This window comes from Paraburkholderia sp. BR14320, assembly GCF_040948665.1.
Lineage (GTDB): Bacteria > Pseudomonadota > Gammaproteobacteria > Burkholderiales > Burkholderiaceae > Paraburkholderia > Paraburkholderia youngii.
Window position 1 is genome coordinate 159,057 of the sequence record NZ_JBFPKG010000003.1, and the last position, 23,574, is coordinate 182,630.

General features: G+C 61.1%; 20 protein-coding genes and 3 pseudogenes. 6 read left to right on the forward strand and 17 right to left on the reverse strand.

Annotated elements, in window-relative coordinates; all coding sequences use genetic code 11:
* Nucleotides 1-14: 14 nt before the first annotated feature.
* The 15 genes from AB3X89_RS04850 to AB3X89_RS04920 form a co-directional block, all read right to left on the reverse strand.
* Nucleotides 15-599, reverse strand: coding sequence for a GNAT family N-acetyltransferase (locus AB3X89_RS04850; RefSeq protein ID WP_368582103.1), 585 nt, complete (start codon nt 597-599; stop codon nt 15-17).
* A gap of 6 nt (nt 600-605) precedes the next feature.
* Entirely contained in the window at nt 606-1,145 is a 540-nt protein-coding gene (locus tag AB3X89_RS04855) for a GNAT family N-acetyltransferase (RefSeq protein WP_368582104.1), read from the reverse strand.
* A 70-nt stretch (nt 1,146-1,215) separates the two neighbouring features.
* Nucleotides 1,216-2,577 carry a TldD/PmbA family protein gene (locus AB3X89_RS04860; protein WP_368582105.1) on the reverse strand — a complete coding sequence of 454 codons (1,362 nt, stop codon included), beginning with the start codon at nt 2,575-2,577 and terminating at the stop codon, nt 1,216-1,218.
* Entirely contained in the window at nt 2,577-4,013 is a 1,437-nt protein-coding gene (locus AB3X89_RS04865) for a TldD/PmbA family protein (RefSeq protein ID WP_368582106.1), read from the reverse strand. Before AB3X89_RS04865 ends, AB3X89_RS04860 begins: the two co-directional genes overlap by 1 nt.
* A complete protein-coding gene (locus tag AB3X89_RS04870) occupies nt 4,010-5,650 on the reverse strand; it encodes an ABC transporter ATP-binding protein (protein WP_368582108.1) in 1,641 nt (546 codons plus the stop codon). The genes AB3X89_RS04865 and AB3X89_RS04870 overlap by 4 nt, the downstream gene beginning before the upstream one ends.
* Nucleotides 5,647-6,756 carry an ABC transporter permease gene (locus tag AB3X89_RS04875; RefSeq protein ID WP_368582110.1) on the reverse strand — a complete coding sequence of 370 codons (1,110 nt, stop codon included), beginning with the start codon at nt 6,754-6,756 and terminating at the stop codon, nt 5,647-5,649. Before AB3X89_RS04875 ends, AB3X89_RS04870 begins: the two co-directional genes overlap by 4 nt.
* Entirely contained in the window at nt 6,710-7,762 is a 1,053-nt protein-coding gene (locus AB3X89_RS04880) for a microcin C ABC transporter permease YejB (RefSeq protein ID WP_368582111.1), read from the reverse strand. Before AB3X89_RS04880 ends, AB3X89_RS04875 begins: the two co-directional genes overlap by 47 nt.
* Nucleotides 7,763-7,770: 8 nt before the next feature.
* Complete coding sequence (locus AB3X89_RS04885) at nt 7,771-9,660, reverse strand: extracellular solute-binding protein (RefSeq protein WP_368582112.1); 1,890 nt, start codon at nt 9,658-9,660, stop codon at nt 7,771-7,773.
* 91 nt (nt 9,661-9,751) lie between these two features.
* On the reverse strand, nt 9,752-10,948 hold the full coding sequence (locus AB3X89_RS04890) for a tetratricopeptide repeat protein (RefSeq protein WP_368582114.1): 1,197 nt from the start codon (nt 10,946-10,948) through the stop codon (nt 9,752-9,754).
* Nucleotides 10,949-10,958: 10 nt separating this feature from the next.
* On the reverse strand, nt 10,959-11,390 hold the full coding sequence (locus AB3X89_RS04895) for an ExbD/TolR family protein (RefSeq protein WP_368582116.1): 432 nt from the start codon (nt 11,388-11,390) through the stop codon (nt 10,959-10,961).
* Nucleotides 11,391-11,399: 9 nt separating this feature from the next.
* Nucleotides 11,400-11,825, reverse strand: a complete 426-nt coding sequence (locus AB3X89_RS04900) for an ExbD/TolR family protein (protein ID WP_368582117.1) — start codon at nt 11,823-11,825, stop codon at nt 11,400-11,402.
* A gap of 31 nt (nt 11,826-11,856) precedes the next feature.
* Entirely contained in the window at nt 11,857-12,765 is a 909-nt protein-coding gene (locus AB3X89_RS04905) for a MotA/TolQ/ExbB proton channel family protein (protein ID WP_368582118.1), read from the reverse strand.
* A 109-nt stretch (nt 12,766-12,874) separates the two neighbouring features.
* Nucleotides 12,875-13,594 (reverse strand): energy transducer TonB, encoded by a 720-nt coding sequence (locus AB3X89_RS04910; RefSeq protein WP_368582119.1) that lies wholly within the window; start codon nt 13,592-13,594, stop codon nt 12,875-12,877.
* Between the two features lie 161 nt (nt 13,595-13,755).
* Entirely contained in the window at nt 13,756-16,509 is a 2,754-nt protein-coding gene (locus AB3X89_RS04915; protein ID WP_368582120.1) for a TonB-dependent receptor plug domain-containing protein, read from the reverse strand.
* Nucleotides 16,510-16,847: 338 nt separating this feature from the next.
* A complete protein-coding gene (locus tag AB3X89_RS04920) occupies nt 16,848-17,420 on the reverse strand; it encodes a helix-turn-helix domain-containing protein (protein ID WP_368582223.1) in 573 nt (190 codons plus the stop codon).
* A 629-nt stretch (nt 17,421-18,049) separates the two neighbouring features.
* On the opposite strand from AB3X89_RS04920, the pseudogene AB3X89_RS04925 reads away from it, so the two are divergent.
* From AB3X89_RS04925 to AB3X89_RS04945, 5 genes and pseudogenes are all read left to right on the forward strand, one after another.
* Nucleotides 18,050-18,361 (forward strand): annotated as a pseudogene (locus tag AB3X89_RS04925) (hypothetical protein); the annotation flags it as partial.
* A 378-nt stretch (nt 18,362-18,739) separates the two neighbouring features.
* Nucleotides 18,740-18,853, forward strand: a pseudogene (locus AB3X89_RS04930) (GNAT family N-acetyltransferase); the annotation flags it as partial.
* A 66-nt stretch (nt 18,854-18,919) separates the two neighbouring features.
* Nucleotides 18,920-19,453 (forward strand): GNAT family N-acetyltransferase, encoded by a 534-nt coding sequence (locus tag AB3X89_RS04935; RefSeq protein WP_368582224.1) that lies wholly within the window; start codon nt 18,920-18,922, stop codon nt 19,451-19,453.
* Nucleotides 19,454-19,557: 104 nt separating this feature from the next.
* On the forward strand, nt 19,558-19,947 hold the full coding sequence (locus tag AB3X89_RS04940; RefSeq protein WP_368582121.1) for a VOC family protein: 390 nt from the start codon (nt 19,558-19,560) through the stop codon (nt 19,945-19,947).
* Nucleotides 19,948-20,046: 99 nt separating this feature from the next.
* Nucleotides 20,047-20,556, forward strand: a complete 510-nt coding sequence (locus tag AB3X89_RS04945; protein ID WP_368582122.1) for a GNAT family N-acetyltransferase — start codon at nt 20,047-20,049, stop codon at nt 20,554-20,556.
* A 167-nt stretch (nt 20,557-20,723) separates the two neighbouring features.
* On the opposite strand, the gene AB3X89_RS04950 is transcribed toward AB3X89_RS04945, so the two are convergent.
* The gene (locus AB3X89_RS04950) at nt 20,724-21,302 is read right to left on the reverse strand and encodes a GNAT family N-acetyltransferase (protein WP_368582123.1); all 579 of its coding nucleotides are present in this window, start codon (nt 21,300-21,302) and stop codon (nt 20,724-20,726) included.
* Nucleotides 21,303-21,896: 594 nt separating this feature from the next.
* On the opposite strand from AB3X89_RS04950, the pseudogene AB3X89_RS04955 reads away from it, so the two are divergent.
* Nucleotides 21,897-22,580 (forward strand): annotated as a pseudogene (locus tag AB3X89_RS04955) (AAA family ATPase); the annotation flags it as partial.
* Between the two features lie 102 nt (nt 22,581-22,682).
* Here the strand turns inward: AB3X89_RS04955 and AB3X89_RS04960 are convergent.
* Nucleotides 22,683-23,270 (reverse strand): hypothetical protein, encoded by a 588-nt coding sequence (locus AB3X89_RS04960; RefSeq protein WP_368582124.1) that lies wholly within the window; start codon nt 23,268-23,270, stop codon nt 22,683-22,685.
* Nucleotides 23,271-23,574: the final 304 nt, after the last annotated feature.

Below are 23,574 nucleotides of genomic sequence, written 5' to 3' on the forward strand. Positions count from 1 at the left end.
TGTGGGGTCCTGGGTCAGAGGGCTGCAGTGGAATCCGTGGGCACTTGCGCCGGACCGAATTCGGGCGCGCTGGCGATGCGCGCCATATGGAAGACGTCGTGCAGCGCACCGTCGCGTACAGCGTCGGCCCGTGCGCGCGCTTCCATCACGAAGCCGAACTTCTGATACAGCGCGATCGCCGGGGCATTGTCCGCGAATACGCTGAGCTCGATGCGGCGCAGGCCGAGCGCATTGTCGGCGGCTTCGAGTAGCGCACCGAGTAGCAGCGAGCCCACGCCGCAGCCGTGATACGCGTCGTGCACCGCGATGCCAAGCGAAGCGCTGTGCGCGCGCCGCCCCGTGTGCACCATGAGTCCAGCCTGTCCGATCAAACGCCCTTCACATTCGGCGACGACTATCATCGAATTCGCTGCGAGATTCTCGAGCCAGTCGCGCAGCGATGCGGCGGTGCGATAACCGTGCGAAAGAATGCCGGGCCGCACACCAGGCAGGTTCATGAGCGCGGCGATCGCCTCGCAATCATCGAGTTCGGCAGCGCGTAGACGCACCGTCTTCGCGAACGCGACGTGGGCCGCCACGGCTTCACCATGGTGATTCATCGGGCGTCACTCCGTAATGTGAGGCAGTGGCGCGCTCAGGCGCCCCATCAGATACGCATCGACAAGGGCGCCCTGACGCAGCATATGGCCACGCAGCCGCCCTTCGATCTCGAAGCCGGACTTGCGATACAGCGCGATGGCGGCATCGTTGTCGACGAACACCTTGAGTTCGAGCCGACGTAGGCCGAGCCAGTTGTCGGCCAGATCGATCACTTCGCCCACGAGGCGCGTGGCGACGCCCCGACGACGCCAGTCGCCGTGTACGCCGACGCCGATCGCGCCGACGTGAGCCCGACGAGTCCTGCCGACCTCGATCTGGGCGTGGCCGATCAACTGCTCGCCCACCCAGGCGCCGATTTCGATGTGCTGCGGCGGACGCTTCTCGATCCACTCGCGCGTGGATTCCACCGAGCGAAAGGGTGTTTGTGGATCGCCGTGCGACATCGACGGCGCGTAGATTAACGCGTGCAACTGTTTGGCGTCGCGCACGCCAATCGCGCGCAGCGTGAGCGGCTCGCCCTGATCCGAAGTTGAGTCGGTCGACATCTGTGCCTCCTTGTTGTTTTACGTCGTGCCGCACTTCCGTAATGCGTGACCGCCTGGCCAGCGCGCCGCGCTACAACACCAGCTCGAACGACTTTACAAGCGCGCCGGGCAGTTGTAGACCACCGGTCGCGCGCTGTCCCCACGTGGCGTCGGAGAGCAGCAGTTCCGGACAAGCCCCAAGCGCTTCGAGACGTTCGCCAAGCAGGCCGTAGAGGCTGTCGTCGAAGCGCATCGCGTCGACGGGCGCAACAATCTCGCCGTCCTCCACCCAGAAGGTCGCGAAGCGCGTCATGCCGGTAAGGCGACAATTCATGCGGTCCGAGAAGTTCACGTACCACAGGTTGCCGACATAGAGTCCGGTACCGAGGCGTGCGAGCACGTCGTCCTCGACGAGGTCGCCGCCGGCCATCGCAAGCGAGGTGGGCAGTTCCTCCGGCAGTGCGCCGTTCGGTTCGAGCCCGCACTCGCGCGCAGAACGCGCGCTCGTTAGCTGGCCAACGCTGCGACCCGCGTCTATCAGTGGCACGCTCTCACGTAGATAGCCGTCGTCGTTGAAACCGGGTGCGATGCCAAGTTCAAGCGATTCCGCCAGCGCCACGCGCGCGTCGAACGCGCACGCGCCGGTGTGGAGCTTGTAGAGTGGACTCATTGAGTTCGCCTGGGCACGCGCCGAAAAGCCATTCGAGGCCATCGATTCCACCAGCTCCGAAAGCGCCGCCGGTGCGAGCCAGGCGCGATAGCCGCCCGGCGTGAGCACGCGCGGCGTACGCAGCAACACGGGCAAGCGCGCCGCCGCCTCGCTCAGCTTGCCCGCGAACACGACGTCGTCCCACGCGTCGCCCGCGTAGGTCGTCTTGATCGCGCGCCCGTTTGGCTGATAGAGGGACCAGCTGAAATTGAAATTCTTCACTTCGTACCAGCCGCGGCTACCCGAGGTCGAGGCGAAGCCGCGCAAGACCGTGCCGCCCGCGTAGAAGCCCACGAAATCGAGACCCTGCGCACATTGCGCGACGAGTTCGACGAGCGCTTGCGGCTCCGGGAGCCTGCCGCTGCGGTGCGTGCTGCGCGACCACGCTGTGCTATCGAACAGCACATGCGGATCGTCGGGCGCGTCCAGCAGGCTTTCGCGCAGCGCCGCGAGCGCTTTGTCCACGTCACGCACGTCGGCGTGGGTGTCGCCGCTCAGGTCGAGCGTGAAATACGCCTGACGCGCGCCGTTCACGAGCCGCAGTGTCAAGCGCCCCTGCTCCACCTGACCGCTTTGCCGCACCTTGCCCGCGTTGAAGCGGATGAAATCCGACTGCTCGCCCGCAAACGAACTAAGCACGGTCTCGCCGGCTCGGCGCAGGCGCTCAATCGCGCTGGCGAGCATCATGAAACGCGCGTGCCAGTCGATCGCCTCGACGCCGCCCGGGAAAAGCATCTCGGTCATCACGCGCCTCCGAATACTTCGACGTTCGTAAACACGCAAGCGGGCGACGCATGACCCACACGGATCACCTGCGCGGGTTCACCCTTGCCGCACATTGGTGTGCCGTAGATTTCGCGCGTGGATGCATTGCCAACCGCGGCGAGGCTGCGCCAGAAGCTCGCGGAAACGCCACGATAGTTCGGACGCTTGACGACCTGCGTGAGGTTTCCGTTCTCGATCAGCTGGCCGAATTCGCAGCCGAACTGGAACTTGTTGCGATGATCGTCGATGGACCAGGACGTGTTGGTTTTCATAAGGATGCCATGCTCGATGCCCGCGATCAGCACGTCGAGCGACGATTCACCGGGTTCAATGTTGAGGTTCGCCATGCGGTCGATAGGCGGCCGGTTCCAGTTGGATGCGCGCGAGTTCGCCACGCCAGGCAGTCCCGCCCGCTGCTGTGACAGCGCGCCGCCGAGCGGCCGTTCCAGCACGCCGGCACGAATCAGATATTGGCGGCTGGCGGCGCTGCCGTCGTCGTCGAACGCGTAGGCGGCGGCCTCTTCGCGCACATCCGGGTCGAAGGTCACGTTCAGCAATTCCGAGCCGTACTGGTAGTGGCCGAACATCTCCGGCTTCACGAAGCTCCAGCCCGCGAAATTGCGCTCGTCGCCGAGAATGCGGTCGAGTTCGAGTGGATGGCCAATCGATTCGTGAATTTGCAGCATCATCTGGTCGGGCATCAGCAGCAAGTCGCGGCGGCCGCTGGGACAGTTCGGCGCGGCCAGCAGTTGCAGCGCCTCGTCGGCCACGCGCGCACCAGCGCCGTCAAAGCCGTAGCGCGCGAGGATATCCATGCCGCCCTGCGCGAGCGTCCCATAGTGGCCCGCGAGCGTTCGCTCCTGGGTGTCGCCGTCGCCGTGCGCGACTGCCGAAAGGCTCGGCATGAGAAAGCGCAACTGTTGATCGATGCGCACGCCATCGCTCGTCAAGTAAAGCTGATCGCAGTGCGTCACTTGCATGCCGGCCACGCGCTCGACGATGCGCTCGCCCAGATTTGCAGCCGCGCATTCGTGCGCGAGCCGTTCAAGCCATTCGCGCCGCGACGGCAGAGCGCCCTGTGCATTCGGTGACACATAGCTGCCGCTTTGCGTCGGCCGCGCAATCTCGCGATGGTCGATGAGCGTGTGTGCCGCGCTCGCCTGCGCACGTGCGGCGGCGATGTCGAGCGCGCGTTGCAGGCCGCTTGCCGAAAGATCCGCGGTCGCCGCGTAGCCCGCGCCCGCACCGGCCCACGCCGTCACCATCGCGCCGCGCTCGCGTGCGGTGGAAAGCGGCAAGGCCACGTCGTTGCGCACGACGTGCTCGTCCGTGCGTTCGTCCACGAAACGCACCGACCAGAAATCGGCATCGCTGCGCAATGCGCGCGCGGCCGATGTCCAGAGTTCTTCGATCATGCAATGTTCTCCTTGAGCGCGGCGTTCTGCAGAATCGACGCCGCGAGCAACGACTGGGTATAGGGATGCGAAGGTGCGTCGAACACGTCGAGCGTGTCGCCGGTCTCCACGATCCGCCCCGATTTCATGACGACCACGCGGTGCGCCATTGCGCGGATCACGGCGAGATCATGCGTGATGAAAAGGTAGCTGAGCCCATACTTTTTCTGCAAGCGCGTCAACAGGCCGAGCACTTGCTGCTGCACCGATACGTCGAGCGCACTCGTCGGCTCGTCGAGCACGATCAATTCGGGCTCTACGGCAAGCGCGCGCGCAATCGCGATCCGTTGTCTCTGACCGCCCGAGAATTCGTGCGGATAACGCAGCAGCACGTCGGCGGACAAACCGACCTCCTGGAGCAGCTCGACGATACGCGCCCTGCGTTCAGGCGCATCGAGCTGGGGACGATGAACCCGCAACCCCTCGCCGACGATCTGCTCGATCGTCATGCGCGGCGAAAGCGAGCCGAACGGATCCTGGAACACGATCTGCATGCGCGCAGACAGCGCACGCCAGGCCTTGCTGGACGATCGATATTCGCGCAGCGGCTTGCCGGCCACCTTGACGTCGCCGACCGTGGCCCGCTGCAAGCCGAGCACCGTCGAGGCGAGCGTCGACTTGCCGGAGCCGGATTCCCCGACGATGCCGAGCGTCTCGCCGCGGCGCAGCGTGAGATCGACTTCGTGCAGCGCGCGGAACGCCGTCCTGCCGAACAACGAACGCCAGCCTTTGGCGCTCGTTCGATAGTCGACCGCGAGCCCCTCGATTGACAGCACGTTCTGCGCATCATCAGGCACGGTCTCGATTGCGCGACGCGGCTCGCTATCGAGCAATCGCTTCGTGTAAGGATGTTGCGGATTCGCGAACAGCGCTTCGGTCGTGTTCGTTTCGACGAGCACGCCCTTCTCCATGACGGCGACGCGCTGCGCGAACCGCCGCACAAGATTCAGGTCATGCGTGATCAACAGCACGGCCATGCCGCGCTCCCGCGCCTCCTGCTCCTGCAAGCCGATCAGCAGGTCGACGATCTGCTGGCGCACCGTCACATCGAGCGCCGTGGTCGGCTCGTCGGCCAGCAGCAGCCGCGGGCGGCACGCGAGCGCCATCGCGATCATCGCGCGCTGGCGCTGCCCGCCCGACAGTTGGTGCGGGTAGCTGTCGATGCGGCGTTCGGGCTCGGGAATGCCCGTACGGCGCAGCAACTCGATGCCGCGCTCGCGCGCCGCGTTCGGGCGCAGCCCCTCGTGCAGCCGCAGGCTCTCCGCGATCTGCTGGCCCACCGTATAAAGCGGATTGAGCGCCGTCATCGGCTCCTGGAACACCATCGCGATATCGGCGCCGCGTACGCCGCGCATCTGCTGTTCGCTCTTCGTCAGCAGGTCTTCTCCATCGAAGACGATGCGGCCCGTGTGCGTGGCATCGCGCACGAGGCGCAGCACCGACAGCGCGGTCACGCTCTTGCCCGAGCCCGATTCGCCGACGAGCGCAACACGCTCGCCGCGGCCGATCGCGAGGTTGACGTCGAACACGCATTGCCTGTCGCCGAACGAGACGCAAAAATCTTCGATGCTGAGCAGCGGTTTGCAGTTTTCGCTCATTTCCCACCTCCGAACGCCGAGCCGCGGTTGCGGGTATCGAGCGCGTTGCGCAGCGCGTCGCCCATGAACGTCAGAAGCAGCAGCGTGGCGACGAGCGCGGAGAACACCGATACCGAGATCCACCAGGCGTCCAGATTGTTCTTGCCCTCCTGCAACAGTTCGCCGAGGCTCGGGGTGGGCGGCGGAACGCCAAGGCCGAGAAAGTCGAGGCTCGTCAGTGAGAGAATCGCGGCGCTCATGCGAAACGGCAGGAACGTGATGACCGGTGTCAGGCTGTTCGGCAATATGTGACGCCAGATGATCTGCCAGTTCGAGAGTCCCATCGTGCGCGCGGCCTTCACGTAGTCGAGCGCGCGATTGCGCAGGAATTCCGCGCGCACGTAATCGGACAACAGCAGCCAGCCGAACATCGACAGCAGGATGAACAGCAGCCAAAGCGTCGGCTCGAAGATCGAGGCGAAGATGATGAGCAGATAGAGGTCCGGCATCGACGACCAGATCTCGATCAGGCGCTGGCCGATGAGGTCGGTCCGTCCGCCGTAGAAGCCTTGCAGCGCACCCGTCAACACGCCAAAGAACACGCCTGACAAGGTCAGCGCGATCGCCATCAGCACCGAGACCCGAAAGCCGTAGAGCAGGCGCGCGAGAACGTCGCGCCCGAACTGATCGGTGCCGAGCCAGTTCGCGGCGCTCGGCGGCGCCGGAAACGGCCGCTCGGCGAAATAGTCGATCGTGTCGTAGTAGTTGTGGTTCGGCGCATAGACCGCGAAATTCCCGTTTGCCTCCAGGCGGGAGCGGATATACGGATCGAGATAGTTCGTCTTCGCGGGGAAATCGCCGCCGAACTGCGTCTCCGGATACTCCTTCAGAATCGGGAAGTAGTAGTGCCCGTCGTAGCGCACGACGAGCGGTTTGTCGTTGGCGAGCAGCTCCCCGGCAAGGCTGACGACAAACAGCGCGACGAATACGATCAGACTCCAGTAGCCGAGCTTCTGGCTCTTGAAGCGCAGCCAGGTGCGTCGCCACGGCGAGACCGGCACGGAGGACGCCGCGGCCGCCTTAGCGGTCCACGCGGTCGAATTGGATGCGGGGGTCGACGATGACATAGCAGACATCAGCAATGAGTTTGGTTAGAAGGCCGATCAGGGTGAAGAGAAACAGCGAGCCGAGCACCACCGGGTAGTCGCGGCGAATCACCGAGTCGTACGACAGCTGACCCATGCCGTCGAGCGAGAACAGCGTCTCGATCAGCAGGTTGCCGTTCAGGAACGCGCCGACGAACGCAGCGGGCAGCCCTGTCAACAACGGAATGGCGGCGTTGCGCAGCACGTGCTTCCACAACACGTCGCGCTCGGGCGCACCTTTGGCGCGAGCCGTCAGTACGTATTGCCGGCCGATCTCTTCGAGGAACGTGTTCTTCGTCAGTATCGTCACGATCGCGAAGTTGCCGACCACGGACGCCGTCACGGGCAGCACCATGTGCCAGACATAGTCGAGCACCTTGCCCACGGCGGACAGATCGGCGAAGTCGTCCGATGTGAGTCCGCGCATCGGAAAGAGCTGCCAGAACGTGCCGCCGCCGAACAGCATCAGCAACAACACGCCGAGCACGAATCCGGGAATCGCGTAGCCGACGAGGACGAGTACGCTCGTCACCGCATCGAAGCGCGAGCCGTTGCGCACGGCTTTGGCGATGCCGAGCGGAACGGCCACCGCGTAAGTCAGCATCACGGTCCAGAGCCCGAGCGAAATGGAGACTGGCAACTTGCTGCGGATCACCTCCCACACGCTCTTGTGCTGGAAGTACGACTGGCCGAGATCGAACGTCGCGTAACTCTTTAACATCAACAGGTAACGTGTGTGCGCCGGCTTGTCGAAGCCGAATTGCTTCTTGATCTGCTCGATCTGCTGCGGGTCGAGGCCCTGGTTGCCGTGGTAGCCGCTGCCGCCGCCACCGTCGGCACCGTGGCGCGACTCGCCGTGACGAAGCTGGGTCACCATCTGCTCCACCGGGCCGCCCGGCACGAACTGGGTCACGACGAAAGTCAGCGTGACGACACCGATGATCGTCGGCACCATCAACAGCAGACGTCTGAGAATGTAGGCGAACATGACGCTCCTCAATGCACTGCGGCGGTTGTCTGCGCCTGCGGTTTGCGATACCAGTAGTTGATGACCCAGTCCTCGTACTGATAGGTGATCGGTGTCACCTTCGGGAACCCGATGGTCGACTTGTAGCCGATCCGCGCGTACGGCTCGTAGTACTGCGGCACGAGGTAGTACTCGTTGATCAGCACGCGATCGAGCGCGCGCGTGGCCGTCTCGAGGTCATCGAGCGTGTCGGCCGCGATAGCCGCGTGCACGAGCGTATCCACGGCCTTCGAACGAATACCCATGTAGTTTTCCGAACCGACCTGCGATGCAGCAGGGCTCGTGAACCGGCGTATCAGCTCCGGCCCCGGGATCGTGACGGGCGGATAGATATACGTCGTCATGTCGTACTCGAAGTTGTCCAGCCGCTTCTGATAAAGCGCACTGTCGAGTTCGCGGAAGTAAGCGTGGATGCCCAGCGTCTGCAGCGCCTGCGTGTAGGGGATGATGATGCGGTCCATGCCCGGCTGGTTATCGATGATCTCGATCGTCATCGGCTTGCCGCTCGCATCACGCAATGCGCCGTCGCGGTAGTGCCAGCCCGCCTCGGCGAGCAGGTCGCGCGCCTGCCGCAGGTTCTGCCGTAGCGAGCCGGGCGGCAGCGTGTTCGGCAGCTTGACCATCGGGCCGAACACTTCGGGAGGCAACGATGCGCGGAACGGCTCGAGCAGCTTCACCTCCTTCTCGCTAGGTATGCCGGTCGCACCGAACGGGCTGTCCTGCCAGAAGCTGTTCGTTCGGCGATACTGCCCGTAGAACATCATCCGGTTCATCCACTCGTAGTCGAATGCGAGTGCAAGCGCATGGCGAACCCGCCGGTCCTGGAATTGGGGCTTGCGCGTGTTGATGATGAAGCCCTGCATTTGCGCGGGGCCGTCTTCGAACTCGCCCCTGTGCAGGAACCCAGACTTGAAGTTCTTGCCGACATATTTGCGCGCCCACTGAGTCGAACTGTATTCGACGCGCACATCCTCGTTGCCGGCCTTGAACGATTCGAGCATCGTGTACTGGTCGACATAGAGCTTGAACGTCACGCGCTCGAAGCGGAACATCCCACGCCGCGCCGGCAGGTTCGCGGCCCAATAGTTCGGGTTGCGGCGATAGGTGATCTGCTTGTCGTTCTTACGCGACTCGATCAGATAGGCGCCGCTCGCGATCGGCGGATCGACGGACAGTTGATCGAATGGCAAGCGCTTGCCATCCTGTTGCATGCCCCACTTCGGCGAAAACACCGGCAGATCACCGGCGATCAACGGATTGGATCTCGAGTTGTCGACGAAGTCGAAGCGCACGGTCAGACGGTCGATCACCGTCGCGCGCTTGATCTGCACGAACTGCGACGAAATCAACGGGGACGCCTGCGCGCTCTTCAGCGTATCGAACGAGTATTTGACGTCCTGTGCAGTGATCGGATCGCCGTTCGAGAACCGCGCCGCCGGATTGATGTGGAACGTCGCGGAGCGTTGGTCGGGCGCGAGCACCACATCGTCCGCGATCAGCGGATATTCGGAAGCCAGCTCGTCCCAGCTGCGTTGCATCAGGGTATCGAACATCAGGTTACGGATATCCGGCGCGGGCATGCCGCGCACGATGAACGGATTCGTCGAATCGTAGCTCTGGTTGTCGTTGTAGTTCTGGAAAGTCAATTCGCCGGTAGTCGGCGCGTCGGGATTCGCGTAGTCGAAATGCGTGAAATCCGCTGGGTATTTCGGTTCGCCGAATTGCGCGATCGCCGGTTTGGCGGTGGCCGGCAACGCGATGGTCGCGCCGGTCGTCGCGACCATCGCGACGATCAGGGGCGTGACCATCGGCGCAAGCGACGAGAGCCGGCGCAACGAGCGGAACGTCAAAATTTTCATTGTCACTGTGCGTGTGCGCACGCCGGACGAAAGCCGGCGTGACATTGATCGGATCGGAGCGCAAGGCCGGGCGCGGGCCCGGCCGATGGGTCTACTTCGACGCCATCAGCGTCCACAGCCGGCCAAGGTCGGCGGAGCCGTCCGTGCCCTTGACCACCCGGAACGCCTGAATCGCGCGCGGCTTCTGTCCCGCCACGTAGTAGGCGATGCCCAGATGCAGTTGCGCCTGATCGGGATGGTCGAGGCCGCCCTTCGCGATCGCCGACTCCATCATCGCCAGTCCGTCTTTCGCGTGACCAGCGAACACGAGGTTGAACCCCTGGTCGACGGGCGCGACGGGATCGCCGGCATCGCTGCCCGCCTGCGCGCGCTTCGCCGTGAGCGCCTGCAGGCGCTTTTCGCGCTCCGCCTGCGCATCTTTGCCGAGCACGCCCGAGGCGAAGCCCTGATCGATGACCTGTTTCGCTTCGGCCGGCGTACCCGCGACGAGGGAAAGCTGCGTCATCTCCATGTAGTCGTCCACCGAGCCGAAAGCACCGTTGGCGCGGCGCAACCGGTACACGTCCACGTCAAGTTTCGGCGAGTAGCCCGGCTTTGCACGAATCGCCGAGAACAGGTTGTCCCAGTACGCCTGCTTCGGATGGTAAGCGACCAGCGCTTCAAGTGCGGTGCGATAGGTCGCGTCGTCCTTGCTGCGTTGCGCGCACGTACTCAATAGCTGCAATTGCGACTCATCGGGCGCGTGGTTGCCGCGCACTTGCGCGTCGATCGCCGGCTTCAGCGCACCGACTACACTCGTGCAATCGTTTGACAGGTAGTACGACTGCACGAGCAGCTCCTTCATCTGCGGATCGCTGCCTCCCGCCTTCTGGTAACGCTGTGCCGTTGCAATCGCGCGCGCATAGTCGTGCTGCTGGAAGTAAATGCCAGCCAGCGTCGCGCTCACGCGTTGTTCGCCGTCGCCCTTCAGTTGCCCGGAGCCGAGCAGCGTCTGATAGGCCTGGGCGGCCGCACCCTCCTCGCCATCCGCCATCAACGTCGCGCCGCGCATTTCCTCGACCATGTAGATCTCGTACGGCGTCTTGTTCGGCACGGCCGCGGCTTGCGCGATCCTCGCCAGCGCGTCCTTGTACTTGTGCGCCCGATAGAGATCCTGGGCCGCGCTGAGCGGCTTGCCGACGTCGGGACGCAGGGTGTCGGCCGCGGCCGGCAGCGCCGCCGCGGTGAATACCACGCCGACGACGGCCGCCGACAACGCCTGTTTGAGCCGTCGATTGACTATTCTCATCACACCGTCCTTATTGCATGTACTGCTCGTTACCGATGAGCCCAATCTTCGTGGCGCCAACGCGCTGCGCCGACGCCATGACGGCCGCCACATCCTTGTAAGGCGCGAGCTTGTTCGGACGCAGATGAATCTCGGCCTGCACGGGCTCGGCCGCGACGTGCGCAAGCTTCGCCTCGAGCGCCGCCTGGTCCGGCACCAGCGTGCCGTTCCAGGTCGTCGTGCCGTCGAAATCGATGTCGATCTGCACGATTTCAGGCTGCGTGAGCGGCGGCGGCGGATTGCCGACCGGCAGATTCATCTTCACCGCATGCATCTGGATCGGGATCGTGATGATCAGCATGATCAGTAACACCAGCATCACGTCGATGAGCGGCGTGGTGTTGATGTCCACCATCACTTCCGGGTCACCGCCAGCGCCGCCCGAAGGAACGTTCATTCCCATCTTCGCCTCCTAGCCGCCGCGCGCAGGCGGCTCCGTGATAAATGACACCTTCGCGATGCCGGCGCGTTCACAGGTCGTGATCACGCGGCCGATGAACTCGTAACGCGTGCTCTGGTCGCCGCGCACGTGCACCTCGGGCTGCGGCTGCATCAGCGAAACATCCTTCAGCCGCGACAGCAGCGTCGCACTATCCACGTGCTTCTCGTTCCAGAAGAAGTCGCCGTCGCGATTGACCGCGATCTCGATGCTCGTCGGTGTCGTCTGCAGCGGCTGGATCGTCTCTTTCGGCAGTTGCACCGGCACCGTATGCGTGACGACCGGGATCGTGATCAGGAAGATGATCAGCAACACCAGCATCACGTCGACGAGCGGCGTCGTATTGATGGCGGCGATAACGTCGTCGCTATCTTCGTTTTGTCCCACGCTCATGGCCATGATGGACCTCGCTCAGGCTTCAGACTGCCGGTTACGGGGCGGTCGCGGCGGAACGCACCGCGACAGGACGGGCCGAACGCTTGCTGCCGGCGAGCAGCACGGCATGGAGTTGAGCGCCGAAGGCACGGACGCGCTCCATCACCGACTTGTTGCGGCGAACGAGGAAGTTGTAGCCGAGCACGGCCGGCACCGCGACGCCAAGACCGATAGCCGTCATGATCAGCGCTTCACCGACGGGGCCGGCCACCTTGTCGATCGAGGCCTGACCCGCGATGCCGATCGCGGTCAGCGCGTGATAGATGCCCCAGACGGTGCCGAACAGACCGATGAAAGGGGCCGTCGAGCCGACTGTCGCGAGGAACGCGAGACCGTCTTGCATACGGTTCGACACGTTCGTGATCGCACGCTCCACCGAGACGTCGATCCATGTATTGCGGTCGACGGCTTCGAGCAGTGCCTCATCGTGATGCTGGCCTGCCTCGATCGCCGTCTCTGCGATGAAGCGGAACGGCGATGACTCATCAAGCTGCTGGGTACCTTCGGTGAGCGACGGCGCGCTCCACAATTGCTCGTCGGCATGCTTCGCGCGGCGATTGGCGCGAAACTGCTCGAAGAACTTCGTGACCATGATGTACCAGCTGCCCATCGACATGATGACCAGCAGGAGCAGCACAAAGCGCGCGACGAAGTCGCCGTTCTTCCACAGCGCGCCGAGACCGTAGGGGTTCTCGACGGACTGCGTCGCCGCCGGGGCGGGCGGCGGCGCCGGCTCGTCGGCTGCGGTGGCGGACGCGTTCATCTGCGGTGCTGCTACGGCGGGCGCGGCGGAGGCGGCCACACTTGCTTGAGCATGCGCGAGTTCAGGTGCCACGAGAATATTCACCGCGGCGGCGGCGATCAGGAGGCTGGTTGCCAGGGTGGCGACGGAACGCTTATTCATGTTGAGCTCCAGTTCAATCGTTGAACCTAAGAAATTGGGTTAAACCGTCGGTGCAGGCTGTCGTTGCCTGCACCGCGGGCGCAGCGGGCGCGGATTGCTATGTCTCGAATCAATTCAGGTTGAACGAAAAAGGCACTTGCACGCGTACGGCCTGGCCTTGCGCGATGCAGTTGAACCGCTTGACGGCCTTGTATGCCGCCTCGTCCAGACTGTCGTGTTCCGACGACTTGGCCACATGAACGTTGCCAAGATGTCCTTCGGGATCGACGGTGAATTCGATCACCACATCGCCGGTATCGCCGTTCTCCTGCGCTTCCTTCGGATAGGCGATCGAGCTGCGGATCTGATCGGAATTCGGGCAGACGACACCGACTTCGGTGCGCACCGGCGCAGCAGCCTTGACGGGCGGCGCAGGCGGTGCGGGTGGTGCCGTCACGGGCGCCGACTGCACCGGTGTGGTGGTGTGCGCAATCGTTGGCTGCGGCGGCGCTTGAACCGGCACTTCGGGCGGCGGCACAAAGGGCGGCGGTGGCGGCGCAAACTTCGGCGGCGGCAGCTTCACCTCGGGCAGCGGCGGCGGAGGCGGCGGCTTGACCGGCTCGATGATCTTCGTTTCGATGGGATGCTGAATGACTTGTACGACCTTCGTCGCGAGGCCGTTGAGCAGCGCATAGACCAGCACGATGTGCAGGACGATGACGACAGCAATGCCGCCGAAGCGGCGAGCCGGATTTTGCTGCTTGCGCCCGAATGCGCGCGGGCGCCCGGGCCTCGCGACCCCGCCCGCGTTCACGGATGATGTCGGAGTCACACGTGCTTCTACTTTCATACCTTCGATCCTCGCAGCGTGATTCGCCTGTTCCATGTTCGAGGCGCTGTCGCGACTCGAACGGCGGATGAGGCTGTTCACAAGGGATTACTTGCCACTGCCATTACTCGCGGGCCGGCGCATCACCGTGCGTCGCACGGTCGGGCGCCGGCCTGCCGCGATCAGAAACGATAAGTCGCACCCACCTGGAAGAAGCGGCCCAGGTTCGTGTACAGCGATTGGTCGTAACCCGTGATGTCAGGAGTCGACTGCCATTCGACGTCGAACGGCGGCTTCCTGTCGAACAGGTTCTGGATACCGCCATAAACGGTCCAGTGCTTGAAGCCGCGATAGGTGGCCACGAGGTTGAACTGGCTGTACGAGGCAACCGACAGCGTGCCGCCATCGCCGAACTCGGCCGCAACCGCGTTCGTGTAGGGGCCCGTGTACTGCCACGTGAGCGTGGTGGTCAGTTGGCGGTAATCCCAGCTCAGGCTCGTATTGCCCTTCCAGCGCGGGTTGCTCGCGCCGAACGGCTGCAGCAGCGCCAGGTTGTTGCCCGCGAAGTCTTGAGTCTCGCCGCCGCCCTTCAGCTTGAAGTGCCAGACGTAGGCCCAGTCTCCGGACAGCGTGAACGTGCCGTACTTCGTGCCCACGCTCTTGCGGAAATCGAGGTCGAAGCCGTCCGTATCGAGCGAGCCCAGGTTCTGGAACGGCATTTTGATGTAGCGAATGGTGCCGTCGGAGTTACGCACGACGAAATTCGGATCGTTCGCCTGCAGAATCGCGTTCGGATCCGGCGTGCCGATGACGCTGTCGATGTGCACCTTGTAGAAGGCCGCGCCGAAGTCCGTCGTCGCGTCCGGCGAGAGCGTAAAGCCGATGTTGTAGTTCTTCGTGTGCTCAGGCTGCAGGTTCGGATTGCCGGTCGTCTGCTCCGTCGTGAAATGCTTCGTGGGCGTACCGCTCGGATCGTTCGGGTCCACGAGGTTCTGGTGGCCCAGATAAACCGATTGCGAGTTCTCGACCGCCGTCGGCGCGCGGAATCCCCGGCCGTACGATGCGTACGCCGTCAGCATGCGAACCGGCTGGAAGCGGAGCGCGAAGCTCGGCGAGAAGGCGCCGCCGAAATCGCTGTAGTGGTCGTAACGGCCCGACTGCGTGAACGTCAGGTTGCGGATGATCGGAATGTCGATCTGATAGAAGGCGGCCGCGACATTGCGCTCGCCGTCCACGGTCTGGACGTTGGCGGGTGCCGTGATGCCTTGCGTCGCATAGGTCTGCGAGTTGATGACGGTCGACTCGTGACGGAACTCACTGCCGACACCCAGACCCACGCCGCCGGCCGGCAGCGTGAAGAGGTTGGTCGTCGAGGCCTTCGCCAGCACCTGGTCGAGCTTCGTGATCGACAGCTGGTTGTCGTCCTGGAACACGCCGTTCAGACCATTCGGCGTCGAGCCCGGGTTCGAGAAGTTATAGGTACCGTTCGCGAGCATGTTCTCGAGGCCCGCCACATTGAGCGTGTTCCCGAAGGTGCTTGCGACGGTACTTTGCGAATGGCCGTACTCTGCCGACCAATCCCAGTTGCCGAACTTCGCCGTGTCGAACGAACCTTTGATGCCTGTGTTGGCCATCAGGAACGTCGAGGTTGTATCGGTGACTCGTGTGTTGTTCGGGAACGTCAGGTTGATCAGCGTCGGAACGCCGTACGGGTTGAACGGGTTCGAAGCCGAGACGGTGCGCGGGACAGGCGAGACCGTACCCGTCGACGGGTCGAACACGTTCGTCGTGCTGCTGAGCGACGCCGGACCGTTTAACTGCACGGTTTCATTGCGGCTCGCCCAGAAACCTGCATAGGCTTGCGTGGTGTCGTCGATCTTGAATGTGGCGCGCACCTTCGCGTTCAGCCGCGTCGTCGCCGGAATGAGCGACGTGGTGTTCGCAACGTTGTAAGTACACGACTGGCCACCCGTCGCCGTCGCGTTGCTGCCCGGCGGACAGGGGCTGAGCGCCTGATGGGTGCCGTCCGCGAGTTGCCAGTACGACTGCTGGTTCGGACCCAACGGCGCCGCGTTGCCGCCCGGAAACTGCGTAAAGTCCTGGTTTTTCGTCATGTCACGGTCGGCGAGCGTCGAACCGCTGTCACGATAGTAGCTGGCGGCCGCCGTGATGTTCCAGCGGTCGGAAGCCAGGTTGCCGACACCGCCTAAAACGCTGAAGCTGCCCTCGGCATTGCCGGGATGCTGCGCCTTGCCGAGCATGGCGTCGAGCTGCAAGCCCTCGAAGTTCTTCTTCGTGATGATGTTCACGACACCCGCGATCGCGTCGGAACCATACACAGACACAGCGCCCGTCTTCACGATTTCAATGCGGTCCACGATGTTCATCGGGATCGTGTTGATGTCGAAGAACGTGTCGGTGAAGTTGACGGCCTGCGCGTAGTTGGCCACGCGCTGCCCGTCGACGAGCACGAGCGTGTACTTTTCGCTGAGGCCGCGCAGTGCGAGGCCTGCACCGCCCGGGGCCGAGCTCGAAGCCGTCGATTGCGACCAGCTGCTTGCGGAGTTGACCGCTGTGCCGCGCAGGAAGTCGGCCACGGTTGTGTAGCCGCTTTGCTGAATTTCTTTCGCGGTGATGACTTGAACCTCAGTGCGGCCTTGTTTGTCTGCGCTGCGGATCAGAGAACCCGTCACCTCGAACTTCTGCAACTGCTTCACCGACGTCGTTCCCGCCGCGGCGCCCGATGTTATGGTCGGTGCGGCCCCCGCCGCATTCGCGTCTTGCCCATCGGGTTGAGCAGAGGCCGTGTCAGTTTTCGCCGCTGCGGTGCTCGGCGATTGAACCTGTGCAAACGCCGTGGTTCCAAGCGCAGCCGTCAGCGCAATCTCTGCCCACACTATTTTCCTTATGGTAGATCCCAAAGCCGTGAGTTTCATTTTTCCCTTCGTGTGTCATTGACCCAAATCGACATGCCAGAGAACACCTTTGGCACTTTCCCCCGAGCGGTACCCGTCCGAGACCGCCCCGTTACTTCATGACCTCCGCCCACCACCGACTATGCGAACGCCAAAGTCATCCCTTATCCATTTCGGTGATCAACGAGGATGACAAAATGTCCTGATTCTTGTCACAAGAAGTTTCAGGCAAAGCGAATCCCCAGCCATCGTTCGCACGGATACGATGGATCCTTTTGTATTCACACATATTCATACACTTAGGAGAATCGAATGTATGAAACGAAGATGCGCCGCGAATGCGGCAAAACCAACAATGGTTAAAACAATCTCGGCGAACCTACCCAGACAATCACGGTTTCTTCGGTAGCCGCATTGGCCCAGCCGTGTGGGACCGTCGACTCGAAGTGCGCGCTGTCACCCGGATCAAGCATAAAGGTACGACCCTCCAGGCTCAGCGAAACCCGACCGCTGAGTACATAGAGAAACTCCTCTCCAGCATGTGTCGTCACTTCCGACGGCGGCTGACCGGCAGGCATTCGGACGAGAATCGCGTCAAGCTGCCTGCCGACCGCTGCATTGGTGAGGCGAGCAAACCGATTCGCCGAGTCGGCAAAGCTGAAGTACTGCCCTTCGGCTGCGCGGCGCACGGACTTCGCCTCGGTCGGCGTTTCGACGAAGTACTGCATTGTTACTCCAAGCGCTTGCGCAATACCGGCCAATGACGAAATGGACGGTGTCGCCTGCCCCCGCTCGACCTGGGAAAGGAACGGCTTCGAGATTCCGGCCGCCGTTGCAGTTTCGTCCAAGGTACGCTCGAGTCGCTTGCGCAGCGCTCTTATCTTGCTGCCCATCAATGGAGGGGCGTTGCTTTTTCTGTCATCACGTTTCATATCTGTAACCAAAGATATCAGTAAAAAAACAGTGTCAAAATTTGTTTGACGACAGCAAAATTTTTTTCCTTTAGGCCACGCTACGCCAATGCGCCGTATTGGTGCTTGCACTCGTTTCACTTCAGCGCGTCGCTCGGACTGTGAAAGGTAAAGCGGCATTGCGCCACCGCTGATGAAGATTGCTTTGTTTATCAAATGACTAGCGTCGACGGGCGGCAACCGATATAAAAACGTTGGCCGAGAAAATGTAAAGTTCCGGCTTTCGGAAATTCGCCGCCTTGGCGCAACGACCTTATACACAATTCCCCTAAATGCATCGCATTGGGGATTTCGCACCAAAAATGTCATGGCGTTCTCTATGCACAGAACGTCGCTTTAGATTACTGCCTCTAGTCAGCCCTTCTTGCTAGTTCTGGCATTTAGATGGCTAGCACCCTCCGTTCGAGCCAAACGGAGGCTTAGAGTCATGGTGCGAACACCGCCGGCATGGACAAGTTTAGTGGAATGGAGCTTCGCCCAAAAAAAACAGGAGCGGGATCCTGCATAGCTTGTCGTTGAGGAATTGAAGTGGCTAGCGTAAGAGCCCTTAACAAAGTGAATGAACGAGCTATGCAACGGCATCGCTCATGATCACTCCAGTCGTTGTTGACCGGAAGTCATGGTTGTTCGCCGACACCGTTGCCGGGGCGCAAGCCAGTGCTGATCTTTACTCGCTCGTCGAAAGACGCCGACGACTATGCCGCGCTCATGGCATAAGCACTCCCCGGCTGCGCCTGGCCTCCGAGAGACGTCGTCAAAAGACCGCTTACGATCTATCGTCGCAGCAGGAACTTCCGGGCTGTGCAGTTACTGCGTGGCCACACAAACTGGAAAGTACGGTCCGCTGCCTCGGCATCGAGGTAGACGACGCCCCTGAAATGGCAGAACAGACTGAGCAGTAGGATGATGGCCCGTCAGCGAGGGGACGCTGACCGGCTAGTTGCAGAGATTCACGACGCCCCGCGGGTTGTTGATCAGTTGCAAATCGACATTGACGACATTTTCTTCGAAAGGCAACATGCTTCAATGAACTCCGACGCGCTCAATTTCATCCTGTGCACCATGACCGCCAGTGGCGAGGCGTGGGGATCGCGACGTCCATACACTGTACACAGCTTTTTCCAACGGCCCCGCGAATCATGACGGGGCCGCGTCTTTTATGCCGCTCCGAATTGCGTTGGCGCAAATAGGAATGATTGCATGCATGACAGAGTACGTGTTTCCGTTCTCGGTGACGTTGCCGACGTGCCGTTGTGGCCGCTCGAATCAAGGAGCGTTGCGTGCTGACGATACGAAAAGCGAATCGCGATGACGCGTTCGACGCGTGGGATATCCGTAAAACATCGGTGCATGCTGCGTGCGCTGAGCATTATCCCAGAGCGGCCCTGTCGGCGGATTCAACCAGTCGATGCATGTTTCTAATTCGTCGACATATGAACAAACCTCGACGGAAGCCTGAGATGCTGCAGCGGCCGACAGAAATCCAGATTGAATCAACCCGGCTCCTGATTAAACCGTTCACGGCCAGCGACGCCGATGCCACGTTCGCATGCATCACCCCTTCGCTCACCCGTCACATGGCCTGGGAGACGCCGGCATCCCGGCAAGACTTCGACGAGGTCTGGCAATCGTGGATACCGTCGATAGACGACGGGTCAGACTATGTATTCGCGATACGGCACCGCGCAGACGGGAGTTTTCTTGGGTTGGCCGGACTGCACCGCGTACGCATGGAGAGCCCGGAACTCGGCATATGGATTCGTGAAGATCGTCATCGAAATGGCTTCGGCCGCGAGGCCGTAACTGCCGTTGCGCAATGGGCAACGCGAACCATTGGCTGTGCAAGCTTCACCTATCCGGTCGCAGAAGAGAACCGCTCGAGCCGGCACATTGCCGAATCGTTAGGCGGCGTCATCGTGGAAAGCCGCGTGACGCCAAAGTACACATCCTGCGTTTACCGAATTCCACGCCGGCCAGTCACAAACCAGGTGTAAGCGGTTCGGCCTTCAGATCGACATTCTTCGGCACAGACGTCGCTCGGCTTTGTGTTGCAAACCGATGTTTGATACGTTTTCAACAAGCTCCACGATTCCATTCGATGAAGATGCATCTCAGAGTCGCTCGGCCCGTTTCCGATCTTGCCCGTACTGAACGCATGTATTGCTCAGCGCTTGGTCTGGCCGTGCTCGCCAGATTTCAGGATCATCAGGAATTCGACGGGGTGATGCTTGGAAGTCCCAGCACGGACTATCATTTTGAGTTTACCCATTGCAGCGAACATCCTGTGATGCCTCGCCCAACGAGTGAGGACTTGCTGGTGTTTTACATACCGGATCGACAAGTGTGGAGGGCGATGTGTGATCGCCTTGTCGAAAATGGATTTGTTTGCGTAAAGTCGTTCAATCCTTACTGGGACGTGTCGGGTCGAACATTCGAGGATCCTGACGGCTATCGGCTCGTCTTGCAAAATGCAGCGTGGAGCGCCTGACCCTATCGCGTATCGGTCTTCTTACCGGCGGTCCGCACGTCGCTTGTGGGGTCGCACTGAGGCGACCGCCCCCGAAAATTTCCCTCATCAGGGCTGACGATGACCTATCCGATAAGCTATCGACGCGCGACAATCGAAGACGTTCTGACAATCTGCGAATTGGGTCAAATTTTGAATGCGAGCCACCACTTGGCACGCCCCGACATCTACGCAGATGCCACCACAGAATTCGGCCGAGACGAGCAGCACTGGCTCGCCAGCCTCCAAGGAGAAGATCGAGCGACGTTTCTTGCCGAGTTTGGCAGCAACGCCGTCGGTTTCATTACGATACAGGTGGTGAAGCCGATAAGCCCGCTATTGCAGCCGATGGTCGTCGGTCGCATCGGTTCCGTCGCAGTTTTAGAACAAATCAGAGGACGCGGGGTCGGCAGCTCTCTTATTAAACTCGCAGAAGAGTGGGCGCGGAAGCAGGGTGCCACCGATATCAGACTAGCCGTCTGGGAGTTTAACGAACAGGCGGTCAATCTGTACCGAGAATTGGGCTACGAGATTCGCGCGTTCGAGATGGGAAAGCGGATTCGGACCTCGTTGGATATCCCGTGCGCCTGAGCCGGCGACCGGCGACTGCGGCCCGGACGTGACGAAATGGATCGCTGACGATGAAGATCCGTTGGGCCCGTTTCCGGTAGGCTCAACTTATTTCCGCCCTTCCGACGGCGCCGCCAGCTTTAAGTCCGCGAAGATAGAAAGGTAGAAGCGAAAGCTGCCAGACTGGTTCAACGTTCTCGAATGTGGTTGATGAGCGATGTGAGAACGTGGTCGACCCATACCCCATTGATCCTCAGATAGGAACGAGCCAAGCCTTCACGCTCAAACCCTAGCCGCTTCAATAGTTGTTCGCTACGAACATTTTCAGGTCTAAAATTCGCCATTATTCTGTGCAAGCCGATTTCGTCAAAGATATAGGTGATCGCAGAGGTCAATGCTTCGCGCATCAAACCTTGTCCCTCAAACCGTTTGGCAAGCGAAAACCCAAGATGACATGCCTGAAACGGGCCACGCACGATGTTGGTGAAGTTGCATTCACCGACTATTTCGCCGGTTTCAAGCGAAAATAGGAGTAGATGCACTGCGACTCCCGAGTTGTTGTTGTGCGCCATCATGAACAGCCGTCGGCGAACTGATTTTTTTTCAAAGAAACTTTCGGCTCTAAGCGGATCCCAAGGCTGCAGGTGAGCGCGATTTTCAATGGAGTATTCGTGCAACTCATGCGTGAATTGCTCACATGCCGGTACAAGGTTCAGGCGTGCCGTTAAAATTTCACGCGGTAGTACATCGATGTGAACCCTCGTCACGTCGTCCTCCATTGAAAGCACGGTGAAGTAGTGTAATCAGAAATTGTTCGTCAACAAATCGGCCGGCGACATATTGATTCAATGTCCGCGGTCGAAAATCCACGAGACGGCCTCCGGTCGTGTCATACCGTTTGTATGGACTGCGGACCCGATGTGATCGCCGCACTCGGCCATCGGGCGCTAGTCGACCACAGTCCGTCGTCCGCATCGCCGCCAAAATCCGCGACCATCGTGACATCACCAACATGTGCCGGTTGAAAATGAAATTGCCTTTCGGAACACCGATGACCGCCAGCACGTCGCGTCGCGATGAAATGGTCTGTTCCTCGTTCTATTCGTACACACATCGAATGACGAAGCGGATCGCAGTTGGATCAGGATCATCGGCGGGCGAGTACTTTTTCAGCAGAACGGACTTGGCGACAAGGTTCTTGATGGTGTGAAGGCGCTCTTTGACGCAGGACCTGACGATGTGCCAATCCCGAAATTAGAAGTAAGAAAAATCTGGGCAGAGAAGATGCTTGAGCGAGCAGCCAAAGGGGACGTGGAGGGCAACTTCCGTCTCCACTGGCTTTTATTCGTTTTGCTCGAGGACTACTTTCCCTCGTCGCGGGAGCGAAGTATCGCGGCGAATTCGAAGAGCGTGTCAAACAGATTATGGCCGAAATCGTTGCTAACCGCGACGACCTGTTGATTTTCATCGGCGAAGTGCACACGATTGTCGGCGCGGGACAAGTTGGCAACGAAGGCGGGCTCGACATAGCGAACACCTTCAAGCCCGCGATGGCCCGCGGGGAACTGAATCTGATCGGCGCGACGACGCTCGCGGAATACCAGAAGTACATTGAGAAGGATGCCGCACTGGAGCGGCGCTTCCAGCCTGTTCTGGTGCCCGAGCCGAGTGTCGACCAGACGGTGAACATCTTGCGTGGACTACGCGACCGGTTGGAAGCGCATCACAAGGTCACGATTCAGGATATGGCGCTTGTCGCGGCGGCCGAGTTGTCAGATCGCTATATCAGCGGTCGGTTTTTGCCCGACAAGGCCATCGATTTGATTGATCAGGCCGCCGCGCGCGTACATCTGTCGACGACCTCGCGTCCCATCGAGATTCATGAGCGCGAGGCTGAGATCGAACAGTTAAAGCGCGAACAGAGCTATGCGGCGTCACGAAAGATCGCGCGAAAGAGATCGAGACGAAAACCCACGAACTGGAGATGGCGCTCGCGCAGACGTCGGCCCATCCAAGCGCGGTTCCTCGCGCGTCAAGACCGATGATCAGCACGCCCTGCCGGTTCTGAATCGCATATGTCGGAAGCCGCCACATGGCCTCAAGTACGAGCGGGAGATTGTCAGCCCGCTGATAGGCCCTTCGACCTTTCAGCGTTCCTTATCAGAATTTCCAAAAATGGACTTGTAATACGAAACACCTGTTTCGAGGTGAGGGCGAAATGCGAATTCCTGATCGAGCATTGACTGCATGTCAGGATACTCGATTCGCATCACGTAACTGCGGGCGTTGGTAACAAGCCTGCAGCCATCTGCAGGCACATTGGCTGCCCTGAACCACTTGCCCGGGTCTGCGTGACCGCTCGGATACGTCTCGCCCTTGAACTCAATCTGCCATCCTCCGTCGAGCAGGATCCAGTACGGAGCGCCATGGTCCGCCATACCCTCGCATTTCGCGATGACCGCCCCGCTGTCCGCTTCCCACTCGCGCGAGTGATCAATGACCCATTGCAGTTGACTCTTTGTCAGTGCGGTAAAAAACGGCGTGTGCTTCAGGAGGTGCAAGTATGTAATGGATGGTCTCATCGTCATGTTCCCGTTTGCATCCGGTTCACGCTTGCCGCTGCACGAAGCGATGCCAAGCACGGAGATGATCGCCAGCAAACGGACCGGAACGCGTCTACACCACCGTGCCAGTCGATCCGGTTCGTCTTTACATCGCTCGTTGCGATCGGTCATCAAATTGGCGCCGGGATCACGCGACGATTGCGCCGCTCGTTCGCCGCGTCACCATCAGTTGCAGCGGTGACGACCGGAACGCGAGACTGATTCTTTGAACTCATCGAGCACCCATTGTTCGGCGTGGATTACAGACAGCATGATGGCCCAATTGGCGGTCGAGATAATTAGCAGCGCCCCGCCATCACAATTCCATTCTCATCAACGATCGTGACAGTCCCCTCGTGAGTCGTCTTTCCGAAATGCACGGTTTTCCGTATCGCCACGCGCAGCGTCTCCCAGCTTCCGACGACCTCTATATCCT